The organism is Citrobacter sp. Cf072 (genome assembly GCF_030334485.1).
Classification (GTDB): domain Bacteria; phylum Pseudomonadota; class Gammaproteobacteria; order Enterobacterales; family Enterobacteriaceae; genus Citrobacter; species Citrobacter freundii.
In genome coordinates this window covers 630,248-652,796 of sequence record NZ_JAOWDX010000044.1, presented here as the reverse complement: position 1 = coordinate 652,796, position 22,549 = coordinate 630,248, and the positions used below count along the sequence as shown (strand labels likewise).

Sequence of the window (22,549 nt, the reverse complement as noted above, 5' to 3'; positions counted from 1 at the left end):
AAAGAATAGAGAGTCAATATGTACGACACGCAGGATGGTTATTCGCAATACAAAGAGATGGATCTTGCTGCCCGTACGGCAGCTGCATCGCCTTTAGAACTGGTGCTGGTGCTGTTTTCCGGTTTGATGGATGAACTGTAACGCGCCAAAAGCCACATTGAGAACAAACGCTATGAGCGTAAAGCGCAGAGCATTAATAAATGCATCGATATTCTCAACGCCTTAACCAGCTCGCTGGAGTTTGAAACCGGCGGTGAGCTGGTGGTGAATCTGTCCCGGCTTTATGACCACTGCGTCTATCGCCTGTATGAAGCCAGTGGTGAATTGTCGTTAGAAAAAATTGATGAAGTGATCCTGATCCTGACGAATCTGCGCACAGGTTGGGAAGGTCTGTCGGCAAAACTGGGGTAAGGCGATGGAAAGAGAGCGCCAGCAACAACAGCTTTATGCCCTGGTAAAAGAGATGAATGACGCCCTCGATCAAAAGCGTTGGCGGCGGCTACCCAGCTTGCATCAGCAGGTAATGCGTGTTTTTCATGAATATGAAGCCTGGGAAACGGATGTCAGCGCGTTGCGCAAGGTTAAAGACAACATGCTTTCGGCATTTGAAGCGCTGATTGCGCGACGAACTCAGCGTGCGGAAGAACTTAAAGCGCGAATGGATAAACATCAGCAAAACCAGGAAGGAATGTTGGCGTATTCAATGGTTAATTTAATTTCGGAGAAGGCATGAATCCTGTATTACTGGCCTCGGTCAGTGCGTCGGCAGAGGCCACACCGGAAAAGGCGACTGTTTCGGCGTCGGCGGCCCCTGCAAGCAGCGGCACATTTTCTTTACCCCAGTCGGGGCTTAACGCCGCGGCTGAGCGGCTGATTGGAGCAAAACTGAGCCATCAGCAGACATCGGCGGCTGCACATAAACCAGACGACGCGAATCCGGCAGCCATGCAGGCATTGCTGGCGATGCTATTGGCGCAACCGACTCAGGCAGCCCCGGCCGATTTACAAAAGCAGCCTGATGGCGACATGTTGAGAATGCTGGCGCAGGTGCAAACCACCCATTCTGGGTCATCACTGTTGCGCCAACTGGCGAGCGCCATGGCCCAGCCGGAAAAAACGTCCACGCCATCTGCTGAGCAGCATACAACTGACTTAAAGTCACTGCCGCCTAAGCTGCAAACGTTATTAGCGTCACTCAGCGAGGATTTGCCGCCCGCAACTCCGGATCAACAGGCTAAGCTGGCGACGTTTTCCGCCCAGGATCTGCGTGCGATTGTGCCGGAGCCTGCGTCACTCTCGACCACCCAACAAATTTCTGCTCGGGTGAAAGCAACCCAGAACGCCAGTCCTCGTCCGGTGGTGGAGAGGAAAAACGCTGGAGTGACGGTTAACCCGGCGCTCTCTACGCAAAGTTTGCTCAATACCGCGGCGCAGGGAAATCAGCCGGTGAATCCGCTGATTGACCATAACATCGTGTCGACGCAAGCGTCCTCGCCAGTGACGATGTCAACGGAGGAGCTCGGGGAGAAACTCACCGCGCTGCTTAAAGACAGAATTCAGTTCCAGATTGGTCAGCAACAGCAGGTGTCGACCATTCGTCTTGATCCCCCTTCGCTGGGCAAACTTGAAATTGCCGTGCAACTGGATGCAGGCAAGCTGATGGTTCACATCGGCGCAAATCAGAGCGATGTCTGCCGCTCATTGCAACAATTTAGCGAGAACCTACGCCAGCACCTGACGGCGCAGAACTTCATGGAAGTCAATGTTCAGGTCTCTTCCGAGGGGCAATCGCAGCAGCAAAAACAGCAGTCAGGTCATCAACAGGATGAGGTGACGTCGGCATTAGTGCTCAATGATGAACCTCAATTTCAACGGAATGAATCCGTTCTGATCAAAGTGTAAAAGTAAAATGAAGAAAATTGTTATCGCGTGTGTGATCAGCTCCGTTGTGGCTCTGGGTATTGCGGGGGGCGCAGGATGGGGCATTTATCATTCTATGAATAAGCGAACTACGGCTGCAGCAGAGGTTCCTGCCCATGAAGCGGAAGACAGCCAGGATGAATCCAGCAGTATTTTTGTCTCCCTGCCGGAAACGGTGGTTACGCTGCATGATGATGAAGGGAGCGATCGCTATATGGTCGCTGAGCTGGTAATGGTCGTTGATTCAGAGAAAGATGCTGAAAAAATTAAGAAGGACGAACCGCTCTATCAAAGTATTACCGTAGATGAGCTTTCGAATATGAAATATGAAGATATTCGGGCGCTGAAGATCTCCGATATCAGAAAGAAAGTATTTGAGAATCTGAAAGTCGAATTAGCGAAACGCAAAATGGCGACACCTTATAAGGACATATTGGTGAAAAAAGTCGTGTTCCAATAAGCGACAAGCCAGGAAATAACATGATACAGGATGCTTACGAGTCAGAAGACTTTAATGCGACGCCCGTGCTCACGCCAAAGCAAGAGAGCCATTATTTACAGGCTTATCTACCTTTGGTGCGCAAAGTGGTGCGTCAACTTGCGCCGCAATGTACCTGCGTTATGGACAGGCAGGATATGGAACAAACGGCGCTGATGGGATTGCTGAACGCGATTCGCCGCTACGGTCAGCCAGACGAAGGTTTTGCTGGTTATGCTGTTCACCGCATACGTGGCGCAATTCTGGATGAGCTGCGCAGTCTCGACTGGCGGCCTCGCCAGTTACGGCAAAAATACCATCAGATTAAAGATTTGATTCGTGATGCGCGCACACAGCTTGGGCATGAACCCTCATGGGAGGAGCTGTCCCGGCTGGGATTATCGTCTGAGGATTATCAGGAATATCAACAGTTGGAAGGCGCCGAAACGCTGGCCAGTCTGGATGAATTGCTGAATGGCGATATGCCGATTGCACCGCTCGAAGGGCGGGGGCTTGAGGAGCAATTCGTCACCCAGGAAATGTTGAGTTACGCCCTGAGCCAGCTCAGCGAAAAAGAGAGCCTCGTGCTCTCAATGTATTACCAACACGATATGAATTTAAAAGAGATCGCGCTGGTATTAGGGCTGACCGAAGCCCGAATTTGTCAAATGAATAAAAAAATCACGCACAAGATTCGTGATTGTTTATATCCAGATTAACAATTCCGAATCAACATGCGGAGGACGTAATGCAAAAGATTTTTGGTTTATTAGTGGTTTTGGGCTGCGTATTTGGCGGCTACTTTGAGGCTGGTGGGCAGTTAATTGCTATTTGGCAGCCAGCAGAAATTATTATTATCGTCGGTGCTGGTCTGGGGGCGATGATTATTGGTAACCCGGTACATGTACTGAAAGAGATCGTCCACCAGATCAAAGGGGTAATCAGTAAAAAGAAAATGGGGCCGGAGTTTCAGCGTCAGCTACTGATGTGCCTGTATGAGCTGCTGGAAATGGTGCAAAACGGCGGTCTGCGTATGCTGGATCAGCATATCGAGCAGCCGGAAGAAAGCACCATTTTCCAGAAATACCCGCTGGTGCTGACTCAGAAGCGACTGGTGACATTTATCGCCGATAACTTCCGTCTAATGGCGATGGGTAAAATCGATGCCCATGAACTGGAAGGGATCCTCGATCAGGAACTGGATACCGCGGAAGAATCTTTGTTAACCCCTTCGCGCTCCTTGCAGCGTACCGCAGAGGCGATGCCTGGATTCGGCATTTGTGCTGCGGTATTGGGCATTATCATCACCATGCAGTCCATCGATGGCTCCATTGCGCTTATCGGTTTGAAAGTGGCGGCGGCGTTGGTGGGGACATTCTTAGGGGTATTCATCTGTTATTGTCTGATGGACCCGCTGGCAAACGCCATGGAACAGCAGGCGCGGGCAGAGCATTCGCTGCTCGAATGCGTACGTACCGTGCTGGTGGCGCAAGCGGGCGGTAAACCGACGCTACTGGCGGTCGATGCTGGCCGTAAGCTTCTCCATCTGGCCTCTAAACCCACTTTCGCCAATCTGGATGCATGGGTTAATGCGATGCTGGAGCAGGAATAAGCATGAGGAAGGGGCCAAATCGTCGCGATCGCGGCGCGAAAACCACCATTATCCGCCGACAAATTAAAAAGCATCATGCAGGTCATCATGGCGGGGCGTGGAAGGTCGCCTTTGCTGACTTTACGCTGGCGATGATGGCGCTGTTTATGACGCTGTGGATTGTGAACAGCGTCAGCAAGGCTGACCGAGAAAATATTGTGGCGGCGCTGCACGGCCAGTCAATCTTTAACGGTGGCGGTATGGCACCTTTAAACAAGCTGGGCAAGCAGCCGATAGCGCCGGGTGCGCAGAAGAAAAACGTCACGCGCAACAAGCTGGATAAAACGGTTACCCCGCAAGAGACGGCGAAGATAACAGAAGATAACGCCAAAAAAGCGCTGGATGTAAATGAAAAAGCGGTGTTGCTGAAGCAAAAATCAGCGCGTGAATTGGGTGAGCTGGCGACCGATATTAACGTCATTGCCCGCAACGCACATATGGAAACCAACCTCGAGATGGAGATTGTTCCTCAGGGGTTGCGCGTACTGATTAAAGATGACCAGAACCGGAATATGTTTGAACGCGGCAGCGCCAAAATTATGCCGTTCTTTAAATCGCTGCTGGTTGAGCTGGCCCCCGTGTTTGACTCGCTGGACAACAAGCTCATCATTACCGGACATACGGATGCGATGAGCTATAAGAGCAACATTTACAACAACTGGAATCTCTCCGGCGACCGTGCTTTGTCAGCACGACGCGTGCTGGAAGATGCCGGCATGCCGCAGGATAAAGTCATGCAGGTTAGCGCCATGGCGGACCAAATGCTGCTGGATGCGAAAAACCCGGAAAGCGCAGGCAACCGCCGTATTGAGATCATGGTGTTAACGCAAAGTGCTTCCGATACGCTGTATCAATATTTTGGTCAGCACGGCGAGAAAGTGGTTCAGCCACTGGTTGATAAGCTGGACAAACAAAAGCAGGTGACTTCTTTACGTCAGCCCTCTGTTCCCGTCACTCATTAATTCTCTTTTCCGCCCCCCACGCAACGTGGGGGCAAATTATCCCTCAGGAAGGTAATGTGATAGATGTAACCCATATTATTCCATTGGATATTCATACTGATAATGTCACTGATGGGGCTTGTCAGGGAGCGCATTTCGACCCGGTTTCAGGTATCTGGTACACCGAGCCTCATGTGTTAAATGAGGGGCTTCGTGACTATGTCTACAACACCGACAGTTTTAACATCGTTGCGCCGTACTATCTGGTGATTACCTCGAAGATGCACTGCTGGAGCTGCCACCAGCTCACCCATATTCACGGGGTGATGTTTACCCGCTTTATCAGAAAAGATCAGGATGGCAAAGGCTGGCAATCTATTCGACGGAATACCTTTCTGTTCCACATTAATTCTCTGCCAGAAGAGATACAAAAGAACATCAAAGCCAGCAATTACTATCTGGATAAAAGTAAAACTACCGGGCTACGTTACTGGATGAATCATTGTGAAATTTGTGGAGAACGTCTGGGCGACTATGAGCTTTTCTGCGTGGAAAATGATGCATTTCGCCTGATGACGATCGAAAAATTGCTGCGGGCAAAGATTCGCAAAGTGAATAAACTTTTTGTCAGTACGGCGGGTAATCCAGCAGAACATAAGATCACGGACATCGTGCGTTACCTGTGCGATGCACGCTTCGTCATGAATGGTCCGGCCTAAGGCATAAACAGACTTCTCATAACATAAAAATACTGTATACTTAAACAGTGTTGTGGGGGCGAGCGATGCGCAAAATCATACATGTCGATATGGACTGCTTTTTCGCGGCGGTGGAAATGCGCGACAACCCCGCCTTGCGTGATATTCCCATTGCTATTGGCGGCAGTCGTGAACGTCGGGGAGTCATCAGCACGGCCAATTACCCGGCGCGCAAATTTGGTGTGCGTAGCGCAATGCCGACCGGAATGGCGTTAAAACTATGCCCGCATCTCACGTTATTACCTGGTCGTTACGAGGCCTATAAAGAAGCCTCCCGCCAGATTCAGGCTATTTTCTCCCGCTATACCTCGCTGATAGAACCGCTTTCGCTGGATGAAGCCTATCTGGATGTGACTGACAGCACTCACTGCCATGGCTCAGCTACGCTGATCGCTCAGGAGATCCGCCAGACAATTTTTACCGAGCTACAGTTAACCGCCTCTGCCGGAATTGCGCCGGTCAAATTTCTGGCAAAAATAGCTTCCGATCTCAACAAACCCAATGGGCAATATGTGATTACCCCTGCCGATGTTCCTGAATTTCTCAGAACATTACCGTTAGGCAAAATTCCCGGCGTTGGCAAAGTCTCTGCCGCTAAGCTGGAAGCGATGGGGTTGCGAACCTGCGAGGATGTTCAGAAATACGACCTGGCCATGTTGCTCAAACGTTTTGGTAAGTTTGGTCGCGTGTTGTGGGAACGCAGCCAGGGCATTGATGAACGCGACGTCAACAATGACAGACTGCGCAAATCAGTCGGCGTCGAGCGTACTTTGGCAGAAGATATTCATGAGTGGGCTGAATGTGAGGAGATTATTGAGCGGCTATATCCCGAACTGGAACGACGTCTGGCCAAGGTAAAACCGGATCTGTTGATCGCCCGGCAGGGAGTAAAACTCAAGTTTAATGATTTTCAGCAAACCACGCAGGAGCACGTCTGGCCGCGCTTAAGTAAAGATGACTTAATTGCGACGGCGCGCAAAACATGGAATGAACGTCGGGGAGGGCGGGGCGTAAGGCTGGTGGGATTACACGTCACGCTGTTGGATCCACAGCTGGAAAGGCAACTACTGTTGGGGCTGTGATGTTGATGTATTGCCGGATGGCTGCGTAAAAACTATATCCGGCCTACAAATCAGCATGTAGGCCGGATAAGCACAGCGCCATCCGGCGTTTAGCGCAGACTTACTTCGCCGGAATAGACTTCAGCAGTTCAGTCAGCAGCGTCCAGTAATGGCCGACGCTTTCGATATGAACCTGTTCATCCGGGGAGTGCGGGCCGGTGATGGTTGGCCCGATGGAAACCATGTCCATATCTGGATACGGTTTCTTGAACAGACCACATTCCAGACCGGCGTGGATGATTTGGATGTTAGGCGTTTTGTTGAACAGACGCTGATAGGTTTCACGAACCAGGTGCATAACCGGAGAGTTGGCATCCGGCTGCCAGCCAGGGTATCCGCCTTTTGCCTGGGTTTTCGCGCCAGCCAGTTTACCCAGTGAATCCAGCATGCTCACCACGTAGTCTTTACCGCTGTCGATCAGAGAACGGATGAGGCAGTGAATTTCAACGTTGTCGTCAGTCATGGTTACAACGCCGACGTTCAGGGAAGTTTCTACCACGCCTTTGGCGACGTCGGAGTTGCGGATTACACCGTTCGGGGTGGCGTTCAGCAGACGCACAAAGCTGTCGCGAGACTCAGCGGTCAGCGCGGCTTTGTCTTGAGTAACGGCATCCAGCAGCAGAGCCAGGTTCTTCTCTTTGGCTTCCAGTTCGTTTTTCAGGATTTCCTGATAGGTGTTGACCAGCGCTTTTAACGCATCAACTTTATCTGCAGCCACGGCCAGGGTGGCAAAGGCTTCACGCGGAATTGCGTTACGCAGCGTACCGCCGTTGAAATCAACCAGACGCAGATCCAGCTCTTCAGCGTGGCCCGCCAGGAAGCGTACCAGCAGCTTGTTCGCGTTACCGAGACCCACGTGGATTTCGCCGCCGGAGTGGCCGCCTTTCAGGCCTTTTAACGTCAGCTTAAAGCTCTGGAAGCCAGCAGGGATTGCTTCACGGGACAGCGGCAGGTTAGAGGTAAAGTCGATACCGCCTGCGCAACCCATGTAGATCTCACCTTCTTCTTCTGAGTCGGTGTTGATCAGGATATCTGCCTGCAGCCAGTTAGCCTGCAGACCAAACGCGCCATCCATACCTGCTTCTTCGGTCATGGTCAGCAGCACTTCCAGAGGACCATGTACCACGCTGTCATCTGCCAGAACGGCCAGCGCGGACGCCATACCGATACCGTTATCCGCACCCAGCGTGGTGCCACGGGCTTTTACCCATTCGCCATCAATATAAGGTTGGATAGGATCTTTGGTGAAGTCGTGAACGGTGTCGTTGTTTTTCTGCGGGACCATATCCAGGTGCGCCTGCAGAACGACCGGTTTGCGGTTTTCCATGCCTGCGGTAGCGGGTTTGCGAATCAGGATATTACCGACTTGATCGCGCTCGACGTGGAAACCTTTTTCCTGGGCCCAGCTCAGAATGTGTTCAGCGAGCTGCTCTTCATGATAGGACGGATGAGGAATAGAACAGATTTTGGCAAAAATATCCCATAGCGGTTGCGGGGATAATTGAGACAGTTCAGACACGTTGAGTCTCCTTGGCGATGTCCTACAAAACTTGCTTGCAGGCCACGGGGTTAGCAGAATTAAAAACATCACAAGTCAGGCTTGCGCGATGCGATTGAGAATACCACTTTCTCCGCTGACGGCTAGCATAAAGCATGCAAAAAGAGGCGCGGATTCCGCGAAACACTGGTTTTTAGTGCGTCAGATCTCTATAATCTCGCGCAACCTATTTCCCCCTCGAACACTTTTTAAGCCGTAGATAAACAGGCTGGGACACTTCACATGAGCGAAAAATACGTCGTCACCTGGGACATGTTGCAGATCCATGCACGTAAACTGGCAAGCCGCCTGATGCCTTCTGAACAATGGAAAGGCATTATTGCCGTTAGCCGTGGTGGTCTGGTACCGGGCGCATTGCTGGCGCGTGAATTGGGTATTCGTCATGTCGATACCGTATGCATCTCCAGCTACGATCACGACAACCAGCGCGAACTGAAAGTGCTGAAACGTGCCGAAGGCGACGGTGAAGGTTTCATCGTAATCGATGACCTGGTTGACACCGGTGGTACCGCCGTTGCGATCCGCGAAATGTATCCTAAAGCGCATTTCGTTACTATCTTCGCTAAGCCGGCAGGTCGCCCGCTGGTGAATGATTATGTTGTTGATATCCCTCAGGATACCTGGATTGAGCAGCCGTGGGATATGGGCGTGGTGTTCGTCCCGCCGATCTCTGGTCGCTAATCTAAAAAGTTTTCAACGCCTGGCAACTGCCGGGCGTTGTTCTTTTTGTGCAGTGTCAGGTTACACTATGCCTTAGTGAGTACTCATGGAGGCTGCAATCATGTCACAGGCTAACCTCAGCGAAGTCCTGTTTAAACCCCGCTTCAAACACCCTGAAACGTCAACGCTGGTTCGTCGTTTTAATCACGGCGCGCAGCCGTCCGTACAATCTGCCCTGGATGGTAAAACCATTCCCCACTGGTATCGCATGGTGAATCGTCTGATGTGGATCTGGCGTGGCGTCGACCCGCGTGAAATCCTTGAGGTGCAGGCACGTATCGTGATGAGCGAAGCCGAGCGTACGGATAAAGAACTCTACGATACGGTTATCGGCTATCGCGGTGGGAACTGGATCTATGAGTGGGCGAAGCAGGCGATGGACTGGCAACAGAAAGCGTCTATGGAAGAGGATCCGCAGGTGAGCGGACGCCACTGGCTGCATGCGTCTACGTTGTACAACATTGCCGCTTACCCACACCTGAAAGGCGATGAGCTGGCAGAACAGGCACAGGCTTTGGCCAATCGCGCCTATGAAGAGGCCGCGCAGCGACTGCCGGGGACATTGCGCGAGATGGAATTTGCCGTTACCGGCGGCGCGCCAATCACTGGATTCCTGCATATGCCAAAAGGCGACGGTCCGTTCCCGACGGTGCTGATGTGCGGTGGCCTCGATTCCATGCAAACGGATTATTACAGTCTGTATGAGCGCTACTTTGCTCCACGTGGCATTGCCATGCTGACGCTGGATATGCCGTCGGTTGGGTTCTCATCAAAATGGAAACTGACTCAGGATTCCAGCCTGCTGCATCAGCATGTATTAAAAGCGCTGCCTAATGTTCCCTGGGTGGATCACACTCGCGTGGCGGCCTTTGGTTTCCGCTTTGGCGCTAACGTAGCGGTACGTCTGGCATATCTGGAATCATCACGCCTGAAGGCGGTGGCCTGTCTGGGACCAGTGGTTCATGCGCTGCTCAGTGACCCGCAACGTCAGGCGAGCGTCCCGGAAATGTATCTTGATGTACTGGCTAGCCGCCTGGGGATGCATGACGCCTCCGATGAAGCGCTGCGCGTTGAGCTTAATCGCTATTCATTAAAAGTGCAGGGCCTGCTGGGGCGACGCTGCCCGACGCCAATGCTTTCGGGGTTCTGGAAGAACGACCCGTTTAGCCCGGAAGAAGAGTCACGTTTAATCACATCTTCATCCTCAGACGGTAAGCTACTGGAGATCCCCTTCAATCCGGTGTATCGCAATTTTGACAAAGGGTTGCAGGAAATAACCAGTTGGATCAATCAGAGATTGTGTTAAAAGTTTGCTAAATTTTATCGATTTGGTAAAACAGGTGCTTCACCTAAGGAGATCGTAATGACGTTACCGAGTGGGCATCCGAAAAGTAGATTGATCAAGAAATTCACCGCGCTTGGCCCGTACATCCGGGAAGGGCAGTGCGAAGATAATCGATTTTTTTTCGATTGTCTGGCTGTTTGCGTCAACGTGAAACCCGCCCCTGAGAAACGCGAGTTCTGGGGCTGGTGGATGGAACTGGAGGCGCAGGAAAAACGCTTCACGTATAGTTATCAGTTTGGTTTGTTTGATAAAGACGGTAACTGGACTGCGGTGCCGGTGAAAGAGACTGAAGTGGTAGAGCGACTGGAATACACCTTACGTGAATTCCATGAAAAATTACTTGGCTTGTTAACGACGCTGAATCTGGCGCTGGAACCTGCTGACGACTTTAAGGATGAACCGGTTAAGTTAACGGCATAATGAACAGTGAAAAGCCGGATGGCGGCGCAACCCCATCCGGCTTTTTTATGCTATATCAAAACTGGTAGACCATACCGACGGCAACGATATTATCATCGTTGATGCCCAGCTTATTATCGCTATCGAGCTGGTTGATTTTATAATCGACAAACGCGGACATATTTTTGTTGAAATAGTACGTTGCGCCGAGATCAATATAATTCACCAGATCTTCATTGCCGACGCCTTCAATATCTTTCCCTTTAGACAGCACATAACCCAGTGACGGACGCAGACCAAAGTCAAACTGGTACTGAACGACCGCTTCGAAGTTCTGTGTTTTATTAGCAAAGCCACCGGAAATTGGCGTCATATTACGCGTTTCAGAATAGAACGTTGCAATATAAATATCGTTAGCATCATATTTTAAGCCCGTTGCCCAGGCTTCTGCTTTATCGCCTGTACCGCGAGTTTGCAGATTCTGCTGGTTAGTACGATCGGAGTTGGTATAAGCGCCGCTCACCGCAAAATCGCTGCCGCCAAAGTCATAGGTAACAGAAGTACCAAAACCGTCGCCGTTCTGTTTTTTCACATCGCGGTCCTGGTTTTTACCCTGATATTGCAGGGTCAGATCCAGGCCATCCACGACGCCGAAGAAGTCGGTGTTACGGTAAGTTGCCAGGCCGCTGGCACGTTTGGTCATAAAGTTATCGGTTTGTGCGGAGGAGTCGCCGCCGAATTCCGGGAACATATCGGTCCATGCTTCCACGTCATACAGCGCACCCAGGTTACGACCATAATCAAACGAGCCAAAATCTTTTAATTTCACACCGGCGAAGGCCAGACGTGTTTTTTGTTGGTTAGAATCGCTTTCAGCTTTATTGCCGGCGAATTCAGCCTCCCAACGACCATAACCGGTCAGTTGATCGTTAATTTGCGTTTCGCCTTTAAAACCTAAACGGATATAGCTTTGGTCACCATCTTTGCTGTCATAATCCGTCATGTAATGCATGGCTTTTACTTTGCCGTATAAGTCCAGCTTATTACCGTTCTTGTTATACACTTCCGCTGCCTGTACGGATGCCGACGTAACAATTCCCATCACCACTAATGCCAGAGTGCTCTTTTTCATTTTCATTCCTGATTAAAAGTACGCGCTAATATTCACTGGGTGTGATCCCCGTTAAAAGACAGGAGGGTTTTTAACGTCTGGCAATGAACGTTTTATGACAAAGTAAGAATATTTTTAAAAAAGGATGTTTTTTTGTTTCTGTAATAAATGCGTCAAAATCTGCCGCTACGCTTGCTGATCCTGCGCAATAAAATTTCATGCTTTGTGCGCTGGTTGTTGGCAACCGGGGCCAGTCCTGCTAAAACGTTCGTTTGATATCATTTTCCCCAATTTTGAATGGCAGAGAATCATGAGTGACAGCCAGACGCTGGTGGTAAAACTTGGCACCAGTGTGTTAACGGGCGGATCCCGCCGCCTGAACCGCGCCCACATTGTAGAACTGGTTCGCCAGTGCGCGCAGCTCCATGCCGCAGGGCATCGTATTGTTATTGTTACCTCAGGCGCGATTGCCGCCGGACGTGAGCATCTTGGTTACCCTGAACTCCCGGCAACGATAGCCTCGAAACAGCTGTTGGCAGCGGTAGGGCAGAGCCGACTGATTCAACTATGGGAACAGCTTTTCTCGATTTACGGTATTCATATCGGGCAGATGCTGCTGACGCGTGCGGATATGGAAGACAGAGAGCGCTTCCTCAATGCCCGCGATACGCTGCGCGCGCTGCTGGATAACAACATCGTTCCGGTCATTAATGAGAACGATGCGGTGGCGACCGCTGAAATTAAAGTGGGTGATAACGACAACCTCTCAGCGCTGGCGGCAATTCTGGCTGGAGCCGATAAGCTGCTGCTGTTGACCGATCAGCAGGGCCTGTTCACCGCCGATCCGCGCACCAATCCGCAGGCGGAGCTGATCAAAGACGTGCACGGTATTGATGATGCGCTGCGCGCCATTGCCGGAGACAGCGTCTCGGGTCTGGGAACCGGCGGGATGGGAACAAAACTGCAGGCCGCCGATGTCGCGTGCCGCGCCGGGATCGACACCATAATTGCCGCAGGCAGCAAACCGGGCGTCATTGGCGACGTGATGGAAGGCGTTTCCGTTGGGACGCGTTTTCATGCTCAGGCATCTCCACTGGAGAACCGTAAACGCTGGATCTTCGGCGCGCCGCCTGCCGGAGAAATTACTGTTGATGAGGGCGCTACCGCAGCGATTCTGGAACGCGGCAGCTCATTATTGCCAAAAGGCATTAAAAGCGTGACAGGCAACTTCTCTCGTGGTGAAGTGATCCGCATCTGCAATCTCGAAGGGCGTGATATTGCCCACGGCGTCACCCGCTATAACAGCGATGCGCTGCGCCGTATTGCCGGACATCACTCACAACAGATCGACACCATCCTGGGCTACGAATACGGCCCGGTCGCTGTCCATCGTGACGACATGATCACCCGTTAAGGAACAGGCATATGCTGGAAAAAATGGGCATTGCTGCCAAAGCCGCGTCATATAAGCTGGCGCTGCTCTCTAGTCGCGAAAAAAATCGCGTACTGGAAACCATTGCTGATGAGCTGGAAGCGCAAACCGAAAGCATCCTCAGCGCGAACGTACAAGATGTTGAGCAGGCGCGAGCCAACGGCCTGAGCGATGCGATGCTCGACCGCCTGGCCCTGACGCCAGCGCGTCTGAAAGCGATTGCTGACGATGTACGCCAGGTGTGTAATCTCGCCGACCCGGTCGGGCAGGTGATTGACGGTGGGCTGCTGGACAGCGGTCTGCGTCTGGAGCGTCGTCGCGTCCCGCTGGGCGTGATTGGCGTAATTTATGAAGCGCGCCCAAACGTCACCGTTGACGTTGCCTCCCTGTGCCTGAAAACCGGCAATGCCGCGATCCTGCGCGGTGGGAAAGAGACCTACCGGACGAACGCTGCCACCGTGGCGGTTATCCAAAAGGCGCTGGAAGCCTGCGGTTTACCCGCGGCTGCCGTACAGTCGATTGATAACCCGGACCGCGCACTGGTCGCTGAGATGCTACGGATGGATAAGTACATCGATATGCTGATCCCTCGCGGTGGCGCGGGCCTGCACAAGCTGTGTCGTGAGCAGTCGACTATCCCGGTCATCACCGGCGGCATTGGCGTATGTCATATCTATGTTGATGATAGCGCGGAGATCGCCCCGGCCCTGAAGATTATCGTCAACGCCAAAACCCAGCGTCCGAGCACCTGCAACACCGTAGAAACTCTGCTGGTGCATCAGGATATCGCCGCGCGTTTTCTGCCAGCATTGAGCCAGCAGATGGCACAAAGCGGCGTCACTCTGCACGGAGACGAAATGGCGCTGGCTACATTGAAGGCAGGACCTGCTAATGTGGTTGCGGTGAAAGCTGAAGAGTATGACGACGAGTTTCTGTCGCTGGATTTGAACGTGAAAATCGTCACCAGTCTGGATGATGCCATCGCCCACATCCGCGAGCATGGTACCCAGCATTCCGATGCGATCCTGACGCGTACGCTACGCAACGCCGATCGTTTTGTGAATGAAGTCGATTCTTCAGCTGTGTACGTTAACGCCTCTACGCGTTTTACCGATGGCGGCCAGTTTGGACTGGGCGCGGAAGTGGCGGTAAGTACGCAAAAACTGCACGCGCGTGGCCCAATGGGGCTGGAAGCACTGACTACATACAAATGGGTTGGTTTCGGCGACGACACGATCCGTGCGTAATTGAAAACGGGCGATTCCATAATAGCACTCTGATTTTCAAGGCTATTAAGGCATCGCCCTGTTAATTCTAACCTTCACTCCACTGCCACATTTTTCTATCCTGCGTTTTAACATCATCAGTCTGGTTTTGACCCATGCGTCCCTGTGCCAGAAAGGCGATGTATCACAGAATTTTCCCTGCCAGCATGAATTTTCCTGGTCTTCAGTTCACGTATTGTTCCCATGGCCCGATCTATTAGAATCAGTCTCATTTTTATGAGGAGTTGTTGCGTGAAATCGGATATTCACAAACATCGCATTCCTGTAGTGCCGCTCGGCAACCCGTTTCCCCCCCGCCATTGTTCGCTGTGTCCAAAGGGAGCGGCAATTGATCGTGATAATCAACACCGATTAATAGACAAAAGAAGAAGGTTTAAAGCAGGGGAGATACTCGCCCGGCAGGATGAAGCCGCAAACATGCTTTTTGTTATTCACGAGGGATACTGCAAGTCCAGCGTGGAATGCGGTGATAACGATTTTATCAGTCGCTTTTATGTTCCGGGAGATATCATGGCGCTGGATGCTGTCGAAGGGGGGAAGTACCTGACAACGATTAAGGCGGCAACGGCTGCGGAGGTATGTCATATCGATATTGCGCGGTTGTTCAAAGTAGCAGAAAAGGATCCGTCGGTTGCTGCCGCAGTCATCAAGTTTCTCTGCAGGGACAATGGATTCATTGTTGAAAAACTGCGGCGCTATGCGAATAAACATGCTGAGGCCAGGATCGCTGCTTTTCTGGTGGAGTTTTACGAGATGCATTTACGTATTGGCAGGCCAGAAACGACGCTTCACTTGCCATTCTCCCGGGAGGAAATTGCCAGTTATCTCGACCTTAAAATTGAAACCGTTAGCCGGTCATTTAAATCCCTCGAACAACAAAATTTGATTACCCTACATCGGGTGCGAACGGTAACACTTAATAGTTATTTGGGATTAAAAGGTTTCAGCTAAATCTCTCCTGTTGAGCGTTATATAACTCTTGATATTCCAGGAATATTCTTTTTATATGGAAAATTCCTGGTTTTATTTATATGAAATAATTATCAATTCGAATACTAATCCTCCAGCTTGGCGATTATTTTATAAGAATATTCCCCCTTATATGAATATTTCATGAGAATTTTCTTGTGAAGTTAAAAAATTAGCATAATTGCAACAAATAATAAGCATTATAGAGAAAATATGGAGGCGTTAATTATCTTTATGTTTTGTAAGGGTTTTGCTTAGGTGGTATTTGTATGATCTTTTTGATATTTATCAAAAACATAAAAAAGATGAATTGTTTGGCATTGCTTATTTATGTGGGTGATAATTCTGAAACAAGGCACATTTCAAGTAATTCTGTCTTAGGAGACTTCTTAGATAAAATTTTTTGTGGGAAAATTCTTAGTTTTTTGTAATTTTTGCGTTTCAGGGTTTGTTGAGATGTTACTTAATTCAAATGATAATTTTTTGGCGCGGCAATTCTGGCTCGCAATTAATGGAACCGCTGGAGTGACTTAAAAATAAGACTCGGTGGTGAGTTTGTTCTTAGGAGAAGATAAAAATGAAAAAATTATTATTAGTAACCTCTCTGGCTTCTGTATTTGTTGCAGCAAATGCAATGGCAGACGTTACTGCTTCTGCAACTGCCTCGTGGGACGCGACGGCAACAAAAGATACCACCAGTATGTTGGTTGTCACCCCGCTGAACTCTTTGACTTTCCAGTATGCTGAAGGACTGAAAGCCTTCAACTCTCAGGACGGTGCTTTTGATGTGACTATTCAGGGTCAGGAAACGGCAACTGATTTTGAGCTGACTGCTCAGATCATTAGTAACACGCTGACCAACGCCAGTGGCGATGCGTCTACCCTGAACGTAGGGGTGGCATGGAATGGCACCGCGCTGACTAACTCATCAGATACTGTCCTGGTTAACTCCAGCTCGACTTCTGGTCTTGAAAGCCTGATGGCTGATGGCGCTTATAACGGTGCTGCTCGTGTCAGCGATCAATCCAACTTCAAATTCACCATCGCGTCAGCGACTTCTGATGGTAGCCAGGCAGTAACGGATTACTCTGCTCTGCCAGACGGCTATTGGACTGGCGATGTAAAAGTACAGTTTAATGCAACCTGGACGACTCCGTCTGCCTAAGTAATAAAAATTCGGGAGAATTTTTTCTCCCGAATTTATCAGGAATGGCGTCATGAAAAAATATTTACCGGCAGTGATGTTGGTAGGGTTAGTAGCATCTTTTCCCGGATGGGCAATTAATGTGGGTGAAATCACATCGATAATGACTTCTGCTGAGAGTTCATTATCGAAAGAAATTACTAATACAACTGATGCGGCGCGTTATGTCAGTGTTTCGGTAAAACAATTGTCATCACCTTTGGCGGGGGGAGTCGAAATAAAGCCTGTCAATTCCGGAGAGTTACTTTCTACACCTGCCAATCTTATTCTTCCTGGTCAAGCAAAGGATGTTTTCCGCTTCTTTTATAAAGGACCAGCAGATGATCTCGAACGTTATTATCGTCTGCAATGGATAGATGAGCCGGTCACCGAGAGCGCGGAAACCCGGGCGAATAAAATGGCGGTAGCAACAGCGTCGGCAGAAATTGGCACTATTCTGGTGGTCGCGCCGCGAAAAGAACGTTTTGAATATAGCCGAAATGGCGATGTTATTACCAATACTGGCAATGTTTCGTTTCGTGTGATCGCCTATGGCGCCTGTAAGGATAAGGCTCGCGATCAGGGACGAGGTTGTCGCGAACGCTATTACATTATGCCAGGTACAAAAATAAAACTGCAGTTCACCGACATTAGTAATAGCCGCTCACGCATTGGTATCTGGCACGGTAAGCAGTTTATTACAGTGAAGTGATGGTCAATGGCAGCCATCTGTACGGGATAAATAAAAATACCGGATTGTAAGGATGCATATGACAACAAAATATATTGTCGGCGGTAGCATTTGTCTTTTTCTTGCGCTGACACCAGGAACTTCACATGCAGCCCCAGTAAAAGTGGGTAATTACGTTATTCCCAGCGCTTTCGCCCGTTCACTGGAGCAGGGAATGACGGTGCCGGTATATATTCGTTACAACGAGACTGACGAGAAAAGTCAGCAAAAAATTGCCGATGCGATGATTTCGCTTGTTGATGGCAATATTACAGTTAAAGCCCTGACTCTTGCTGAATTGCCTAATAATGCCGTGTTATCTGGAAAAACTCGTGCGTTGGTAGAAAAAATTCGTGATGTGAAATTTCACGATAACACCAATATCGAGCTATCGGACAATGCACGCCTGCAACTCAACGTCTCTTCATTTCACCTGGAGATGATAGTCAGCAAAGATGCGTTAACTGAAGCGATTGTCGCACGCAGTAGCCTGCTTGGACCTTCCAGCGTGGAGTCTCTCTCTAACGTCCTGAACTATAACTTTGGTACCTACTACAACGATTATCATAATGGCAGCAGTACCCGCAGCTATCTGACGGTGGACAATACAACATCGCTGCGTGAGCACCATATCAATATTAACGGTTCGTTTTACGGCATCGGCGACAGCAACGGCACCAGTAAACTCTATCGTGCGATGTATGAGCGTGATTATGACGGGTATCGACTGGCGCTCGGGATGCTCGACACCTGGAACGTGCAGTCTATTGCTAGTTTGAATGCGTTGAATGGTGGGAAAATTTACGGTGTGAGCTACGGAAACAAAGGAAGTACGGTTGTTGAGAATACCGCGCTTTCACTCACGCCGATTACCGTATTTTTGCCAGCCGCTGGCGAGGTTCATGTCTTCCGTGATGGGCGTTTGCTCAGCGTGCAGAACTTTAATATGGGCAGCTATGAAATTGATACCAGTCGCTTTCCGTATGGTGTTTATGACGTCACGGTAGATATCGTGGTCAATGGCCGGACAATTAATAGTCGTATTAGCAGGGTTAATAAAATCTTTGCCCGCCAACAAGCCGCCGGGATTGATCAGCTTTCGTGGCAACTGTTTGGTGGCTCACTGGATTATGACCGTGTGAGTTACAAGCGAAATCATTATCAAGATTTGGGCAACGAGCAGACCTGGATTGCCGGGGGGGCCGCATCGGTGACGCTGGCGATATTATCGGGGCTGGGCCTGAAATCCACGCTCTACGGTTTTGACAACAATGCGGTTAATGAAACGGATGTCACGCTCAATGTGAGTGAATACGTAAGCATTGGCAATCAGACGCTAGTGGCGAACGATTCGTCATGGCGAAATATCAGTAACATCAACCTTAATGTCCCTGAGGGATACGGTTCCCTATGGGCATCTCGTGAAGACAGTAAAATTGGCGATCGTCTGCCTATACAGGAGCGTGATAATTATTCCATTGGCGGGACTCTTAACCTCGGAAAGTTTATTCCTCATGGCGGCTCGCTCACCGTGAGTCAGACGGAGAATCGCTACTCGGGAAATAAATATCGTAATCTGGACTACAGCACGACCCTTTATTCAGGCAGGTATGCCACGGTTGGGTTGCGTGCAGGTATTCAGCGTTATTACTACAACAATCGGAATGACGATGGGCGACAGGAACGTTATGTCAGTCTGGATTTATCATTGCCGTTGGCGACCTGGTTGAGCATGGGCGTCTCCCGGGATCGTTATGGCAGTACTCAGGGTAATCTCAGCGCGCGTAAGCAGTATGCTGAGGGCCCGATTAAATCGGTCGGATTGTCGGCATCAACGCGTCTGAGTGGCGAACAGTATTACGACAATAATTATTCGGTAAACGGCAATTTGAGTTATGACACGAAATATAACGCCGGCACCGTATCGGTAACGCGTTCTGCTGACAACTCCACCAATATGAACTTCTCTTCCCAGGGTTCTCTGGCGTGGGCAGGTAAAGATTTCGGCCTGAGTAAAGAGCGGCAGCGGTCCGGCATCATTGTGAAAACAGATTTGACCGGTGAAGGGAAACTGGCTGCGAAGATTAATAACCGCAATTATCTTCTCAGCGGTAAATCAAATTTCATTGCACTGCCGCCCTATGCTCAGTACAAGCTGGAAATCCTCAATGATAAAAACTCTGAGGACAGCTTCGATATTGTTTCAGGACGCAAACAGGAGCTGACGCTATATCCGGGTAACGTGGGTGTTATCAATCCTGAAGTGAAAAGCATGGTCACTGTATTCGGGCGCATTCGTTATCCCGATGGACAATTGGCTGCAAATACCGATATCCATAACCACATCGGTAAAACGCGTACGGATGAAAAGGGTGAGTTTGCTATCGATATCGATAAAAAGTATCCGGTCATCACGTTAATTTCAGCCAATGGCAGCATATGCGAAGCCGATCTTGATTTGGAAAAAGCACGCGGCGCAGCGTGGGTTGGCGATGTGAAATGTGCAACGCAAACCACGATGGCGCAGAGGTAATAAAATGAAAGTATTAATTAAATTAGCTACTGTAATCTGTGCCGTAGGGAGTTTTTCACCTGTGCCTGCTTTGGCGTTGAATGCAATCTCTTCCGGCTCAGTTAGCAATAACTATTTGTTTATCGAAAATGCCATTGATAGTGAATACTTTATTACCCCATCGGCACTTGATCCGCGTTTCAGCGGGTCAAACACGTGGATAAAATACGGTACCTCTCAGGTGAGTCTCGGGTATTTAGGTTTTGTCGGCTGGACTGCGCCTGGAAATTATTATCAGGACATGTGGATTGATAACTCCCCGATTAACGGGCCTTTCCGGGGAATCCGTTGTTATAGTGGCACCCAATGCCCATCAACCGGGTTTATTGCCGGATTGGGCACTGACAAAAACGGTTTTTATCATGCGCAGGTCGGCTCTGTCGCAGGCGTTATTGGTGGCGCCTACGGATTCGCTTCCCTGACCGATACTGCTTATGAGTACTTTCGCAATGTGCCTACCGGTAGCAGCGAAACCTACGTGTTCAACCGCTGTTATACTTCTGTAAATTATGATTATTCTTCCGGGCAACGGTGCAAAGACCAATCGACAGGATCATGGAATTACGTCAATTACACGTTAACTAAACGCGGTCATCTGTCACTTGTCTCGACTAACGCATTTCAGGAGCTTTGGGTTGCCAGCGACGGTACGCCGAGCATCACCAAAGACTCTGGTTATTGCGAACTTGGCGTGGTAGGCGGTACTGACGGTGTGATTTGCAAAATGGTGAGTTATAACCTGCAACAAACGGCCAATCTGACCGCCTCCTTGACGTTTCGCGCTTTTGTCGATACGGCGATGCTTGGTTTTACGCCCGGAGCGGCCACCGTGAGATACTCCGGGAATGGTTCAAACTGGTATAACTATGGTACTTCAACTGCTTATTACAACGTTTTTACGACCTCCGGAGAATACATTTATATTTTTCTGTCAAAAGCATTTTTGAAGAATCTTGTCGATTCAGGGATCAGCATTACTAACAGTCAGCCCTTTACCTTCGGCTTTTATAATGGCTTAACACCAGAGTCAGGACACTACCAGTTTACCCCTTCGCTACAGCTCAATATTGTGCCGAAGGAGTATGGGATCAGTATCGTCTCTTCGGACAACACAGCTTCTGCGAGCGGTAGTGGCACGATTGGCGATGCCGCTCCTATAGAAATGGAGTACACCGTAACCGTCTCAGGTCCCCGTCAAGCAGACAGTATTACCGCGCAAGTTATTGGGGAAAGTACGACGATAAACAGTGTCCCTTACTGTCTGTTTACGTCTGCGCAAGGCGGGCTGTCCGTCCCCATTCCCGCTTTTCTGCAGTACAACAGTCAGTCGGGGGGCGTGGTGCAAAAACGAAATAGCTGCAGTGAAGCGGCAGTCAGTATGAGAGATGCGCAGTGGCAACAGACGCCCTGGGACGCAAATAACAATGACGATGGAAGCTATTATGCTACTGATTTGAAATTGCTTTTCCCAATGAATGATTCACGTTCGATGTTAACCGTTTCCGGCGCTGACTGGGAAGGTGTCGTCAGCGCCAGTGGAGAGATAAAAGTCACGGCGAATTGGGTGGGAGTGACGCCATGAACCGCCGTCGTCTGGCGCTTAGATGGGTATTTATTCTACTTTCCGGTCTGACAGCATTCTCTACACAGGCAGTCTACCTGGAGTCGACCATTTATGAGATGCCATCGGATAAAGCATTTATCAGTAAACGAATCTATAACGATAGCCAGAAACAGAATTTATACAGTATCGGCGCAGTAAAAATTGATAAGCCGGGACCGGGAGGTGAAAACAGAAGTGCTATTGCTGAAGGCGAACTTCTGTTTACTCCGCTGAATTTTTCACTGGCTCCGCAGGCGAGTGAGTTTTTTAAGATTTTCTACCGCGGGCCGCAGGATGATAAAGAACGCTATTACCGAATTCTGTTTCGTGAAATGCCGATCACGCTGTTTACCGAACGTAATCAAGGGAAAGGCGGGCAGGCTCTCCCGGTGATCGCTATGGACACCATATTGGTTGTTTGCCCGAGAAACATAAATCTGGCCTACACCATTGATGAGGCTAACGGAACACTGAAAAACACTGGGAATACTTTTTTTAAAATCATCGTACACCAAGGGTGCAATTCAACCGATGATGAAGCCACCATGCGTTATGTGTTGCCGGGTGAAACCTGGCGTAGTAGTGAGCTCAAAACAAAAAACCGAAAGTTTATCGTAGCGTTGCAGAAATACATCCCAGTAGGTCAGGGGTGCTTCAAACTCAATCAATAGTAAGCATTGAGTCTGATCCGATATGTCATGGTTAGATATCGAACCTATACTGTAACTATCTTTATACAATGCAGTATTCAGCTCAGCACAGATGAAACTTT

General features: G+C 49.8%; 21 protein-coding genes and 1 pseudogene. 20 read left to right on the top strand and 2 right to left on the bottom strand.

Annotated features, from left to right (window positions below; genetic code table 11):
• The first annotated feature begins 18 nt into the window (after positions 1-18).
• The 9 genes and pseudogenes from fliS to dinB all read left to right on the top strand — a co-directional run bounded on the left by fliS (position 19) and on the right by dinB (position 6,830).
• Positions 19-411: pseudogene (gene fliS / locus OGX66_RS12080) on the top strand (flagellar export chaperone FliS).
• Positions 412-415: 4 nt separating this feature from the next.
• Positions 416-733, top strand: a complete 318-nt coding sequence (locus OGX66_RS12075; RefSeq protein ID WP_003843792.1) for a hypothetical protein — start codon at positions 416-418, stop codon at positions 731-733.
• Positions 730-1,902 (top strand): flagellar hook-length control protein FliK, encoded by a 1,173-nt coding sequence (locus OGX66_RS12070; protein WP_016149616.1) that lies wholly within the window; start codon positions 730-732, stop codon positions 1,900-1,902. Before OGX66_RS12075 ends, OGX66_RS12070 begins: the two co-directional genes overlap by 4 nt.
• Before the next feature lie 7 nt (positions 1,903-1,909).
• Complete coding sequence (locus OGX66_RS12065) at positions 1,910-2,380, top strand: flagellar basal body-associated FliL family protein (protein WP_003843790.1); 471 nt, start codon at positions 1,910-1,912, stop codon at positions 2,378-2,380.
• Between the two features lie 20 nt (positions 2,381-2,400).
• Positions 2,401-3,117 (top strand): FliA/WhiG family RNA polymerase sigma factor, encoded by a 717-nt coding sequence (locus tag OGX66_RS12060; RefSeq protein WP_016149617.1) that lies wholly within the window; start codon positions 2,401-2,403, stop codon positions 3,115-3,117.
• A 29-nt stretch (positions 3,118-3,146) separates the two neighbouring features.
• On the top strand, positions 3,147-4,010 hold the full coding sequence (motA, locus tag OGX66_RS12055) for a flagellar motor stator protein MotA (protein WP_003843786.1): 864 nt from the start codon (positions 3,147-3,149) through the stop codon (positions 4,008-4,010).
• A gap of 2 nt (positions 4,011-4,012) precedes the next feature.
• Entirely contained in the window at positions 4,013-5,011 is a 999-nt protein-coding gene (lafU, locus tag OGX66_RS12050; protein ID WP_049001966.1) for a putative lateral flagellar export/assembly protein LafU, read from the top strand.
• 56 nt (positions 5,012-5,067) lie between these two features.
• Positions 5,068-5,709: a hypothetical protein gene (locus tag OGX66_RS12045; RefSeq protein WP_003838789.1), complete on the top strand. Its 642-nt coding sequence runs from the start codon at positions 5,068-5,070 to the stop codon at positions 5,707-5,709.
• Between the two features lie 65 nt (positions 5,710-5,774).
• The gene (gene dinB / locus OGX66_RS12040) at positions 5,775-6,830 is read left to right on the top strand and encodes a DNA polymerase IV (RefSeq protein WP_003031382.1); all 1,056 of its coding nucleotides are present in this window, start codon (positions 5,775-5,777) and stop codon (positions 6,828-6,830) included.
• A gap of 100 nt (positions 6,831-6,930) precedes the next feature.
• Here dinB and pepD read toward each other — a convergent pair whose 3' ends face one another.
• Entirely contained in the window at positions 6,931-8,388 is a 1,458-nt protein-coding gene (gene pepD / locus OGX66_RS12035) for a cytosol nonspecific dipeptidase (protein ID WP_003031381.1), read from the bottom strand.
• Positions 8,389-8,649: 261 nt separating this feature from the next.
• Here pepD and gpt point away from each other — a divergent pair, with 261 nt between their 5' ends.
• From gpt to crl, 3 genes are all read left to right on the top strand, one after another.
• Positions 8,650-9,108 carry a xanthine phosphoribosyltransferase gene (gpt, locus tag OGX66_RS12030; protein WP_003031380.1) on the top strand — a complete coding sequence of 153 codons (459 nt, stop codon included), beginning with the start codon at positions 8,650-8,652 and terminating at the stop codon, positions 9,106-9,108.
• Positions 9,109-9,208: 100 nt separating this feature from the next.
• Entirely contained in the window at positions 9,209-10,453 is a 1,245-nt protein-coding gene (gene frsA, locus OGX66_RS12025; protein ID WP_003031378.1) for an esterase FrsA, read from the top strand.
• A gap of 57 nt (positions 10,454-10,510) precedes the next feature.
• The gene (gene crl / locus OGX66_RS12020) at positions 10,511-10,912 is read left to right on the top strand and encodes a sigma factor-binding protein Crl (protein ID WP_003031376.1); all 402 of its coding nucleotides are present in this window, start codon (positions 10,511-10,513) and stop codon (positions 10,910-10,912) included.
• A gap of 55 nt (positions 10,913-10,967) precedes the next feature.
• On the opposite strand, the gene phoE is transcribed toward crl, so the two are convergent.
• The gene (gene phoE / locus OGX66_RS12015) at positions 10,968-12,023 is read right to left on the bottom strand and encodes a phosphoporin PhoE (RefSeq protein ID WP_003843783.1); all 1,056 of its coding nucleotides are present in this window, start codon (positions 12,021-12,023) and stop codon (positions 10,968-10,970) included.
• Positions 12,024-12,312: 289 nt separating this feature from the next.
• Here phoE and proB point away from each other — a divergent pair, with 289 nt between their 5' ends.
• From proB to OGX66_RS11975, 8 genes are all read left to right on the top strand, one after another.
• A complete protein-coding gene (proB, locus tag OGX66_RS12010; protein ID WP_003031373.1) occupies positions 12,313-13,416 on the top strand; it encodes a glutamate 5-kinase in 1,104 nt (367 codons plus the stop codon).
• 11 nt (positions 13,417-13,427) lie between these two features.
• On the top strand, positions 13,428-14,681 hold the full coding sequence (gene proA, locus OGX66_RS12005; RefSeq protein WP_071696411.1) for a glutamate-5-semialdehyde dehydrogenase: 1,254 nt from the start codon (positions 13,428-13,430) through the stop codon (positions 14,679-14,681).
• A 270-nt stretch (positions 14,682-14,951) separates the two neighbouring features.
• Positions 14,952-15,671: a Crp/Fnr family transcriptional regulator gene (locus OGX66_RS12000; RefSeq protein ID WP_016149621.1), complete on the top strand. Its 720-nt coding sequence runs from the start codon at positions 14,952-14,954 to the stop codon at positions 15,669-15,671.
• Between the two features lie 595 nt (positions 15,672-16,266).
• The gene (gene ecpA / locus OGX66_RS11995) at positions 16,267-16,854 is read left to right on the top strand and encodes a common pilus major fimbrillin subunit EcpA (RefSeq protein ID WP_003031365.1); all 588 of its coding nucleotides are present in this window, start codon (positions 16,267-16,269) and stop codon (positions 16,852-16,854) included.
• 52 nt (positions 16,855-16,906) lie between these two features.
• Positions 16,907-17,584: an EcpB family pilus assembly chaperone gene (locus OGX66_RS11990; protein WP_003031363.1), complete on the top strand. Its 678-nt coding sequence runs from the start codon at positions 16,907-16,909 to the stop codon at positions 17,582-17,584.
• A 58-nt stretch (positions 17,585-17,642) separates the two neighbouring features.
• Complete coding sequence (locus OGX66_RS11985; RefSeq protein ID WP_003843781.1) at positions 17,643-20,135, top strand: CS1-pili formation C-terminal domain-containing protein; 2,493 nt, start codon at positions 17,643-17,645, stop codon at positions 20,133-20,135.
• A gap of 4 nt (positions 20,136-20,139) precedes the next feature.
• A complete protein-coding gene (locus OGX66_RS11980) occupies positions 20,140-21,756 on the top strand; it encodes a fimbrial adhesin EcpD family protein (RefSeq protein WP_008324500.1) in 1,617 nt (538 codons plus the stop codon).
• A complete protein-coding gene (locus tag OGX66_RS11975) occupies positions 21,753-22,448 on the top strand; it encodes a fimbrial biogenesis chaperone (RefSeq protein WP_286511568.1) in 696 nt (231 codons plus the stop codon). The genes OGX66_RS11980 and OGX66_RS11975 overlap by 4 nt, the downstream gene beginning before the upstream one ends.
• Positions 22,449-22,549: the final 101 nt, after the last annotated feature.

Coding starts and splice junctions, on each gene's coding strand:
- OGX66_RS12070 (WP_016149616.1), top strand. CDS start 730: ATGAATCCTGTATTACTGGCCTCGGTCAGTGCGTCGGCAGAGGCCACA.
- lafU (WP_049001966.1), top strand. CDS start 4,013: ATGAGGAAGGGGCCAAATCGTCGCGATCGCGGCGCGAAAACCACCATT.
- motA (WP_003843786.1), top strand. CDS start 3,147: ATGCAAAAGATTTTTGGTTTATTAGTGGTTTTGGGCTGCGTATTTGGC.
- phoE (WP_003843783.1), bottom strand. CDS start 12,023: ATGAAAAAGAGCACTCTGGCATTAGTGGTGATGGGAATTGTTACGTCG.
- frsA (WP_003031378.1), top strand. CDS start 9,209: ATGTCACAGGCTAACCTCAGCGAAGTCCTGTTTAAACCCCGCTTCAAA.
- OGX66_RS11975 (WP_286511568.1), top strand. CDS start 21,753: ATGAACCGCCGTCGTCTGGCGCTTAGATGGGTATTTATTCTACTTTCC.
- OGX66_RS12060 (WP_016149617.1), top strand. CDS start 2,401: ATGATACAGGATGCTTACGAGTCAGAAGACTTTAATGCGACGCCCGTG.
- proA (WP_071696411.1), top strand. CDS start 13,428: ATGCTGGAAAAAATGGGCATTGCTGCCAAAGCCGCGTCATATAAGCTG.
- dinB (WP_003031382.1), top strand. CDS start 5,775: ATGCGCAAAATCATACATGTCGATATGGACTGCTTTTTCGCGGCGGTG.
- crl (WP_003031376.1), top strand. CDS start 10,511: ATGACGTTACCGAGTGGGCATCCGAAAAGTAGATTGATCAAGAAATTC.
- OGX66_RS12065 (WP_003843790.1), top strand. CDS start 1,910: ATGAAGAAAATTGTTATCGCGTGTGTGATCAGCTCCGTTGTGGCTCTG.
- OGX66_RS11985 (WP_003843781.1), top strand. CDS start 17,643: ATGACAACAAAATATATTGTCGGCGGTAGCATTTGTCTTTTTCTTGCG.
- ecpA (WP_003031365.1), top strand. CDS start 16,267: ATGAAAAAATTATTATTAGTAACCTCTCTGGCTTCTGTATTTGTTGCA.
- gpt (WP_003031380.1), top strand. CDS start 8,650: ATGAGCGAAAAATACGTCGTCACCTGGGACATGTTGCAGATCCATGCA.
- OGX66_RS12075 (WP_003843792.1), top strand. CDS start 416: ATGGAAAGAGAGCGCCAGCAACAACAGCTTTATGCCCTGGTAAAAGAG.
- OGX66_RS11980 (WP_008324500.1), top strand. CDS start 20,140: ATGAAAGTATTAATTAAATTAGCTACTGTAATCTGTGCCGTAGGGAGT.
- proB (WP_003031373.1), top strand. CDS start 12,313: ATGAGTGACAGCCAGACGCTGGTGGTAAAACTTGGCACCAGTGTGTTA.
- OGX66_RS11990 (WP_003031363.1), top strand. CDS start 16,907: ATGAAAAAATATTTACCGGCAGTGATGTTGGTAGGGTTAGTAGCATCT.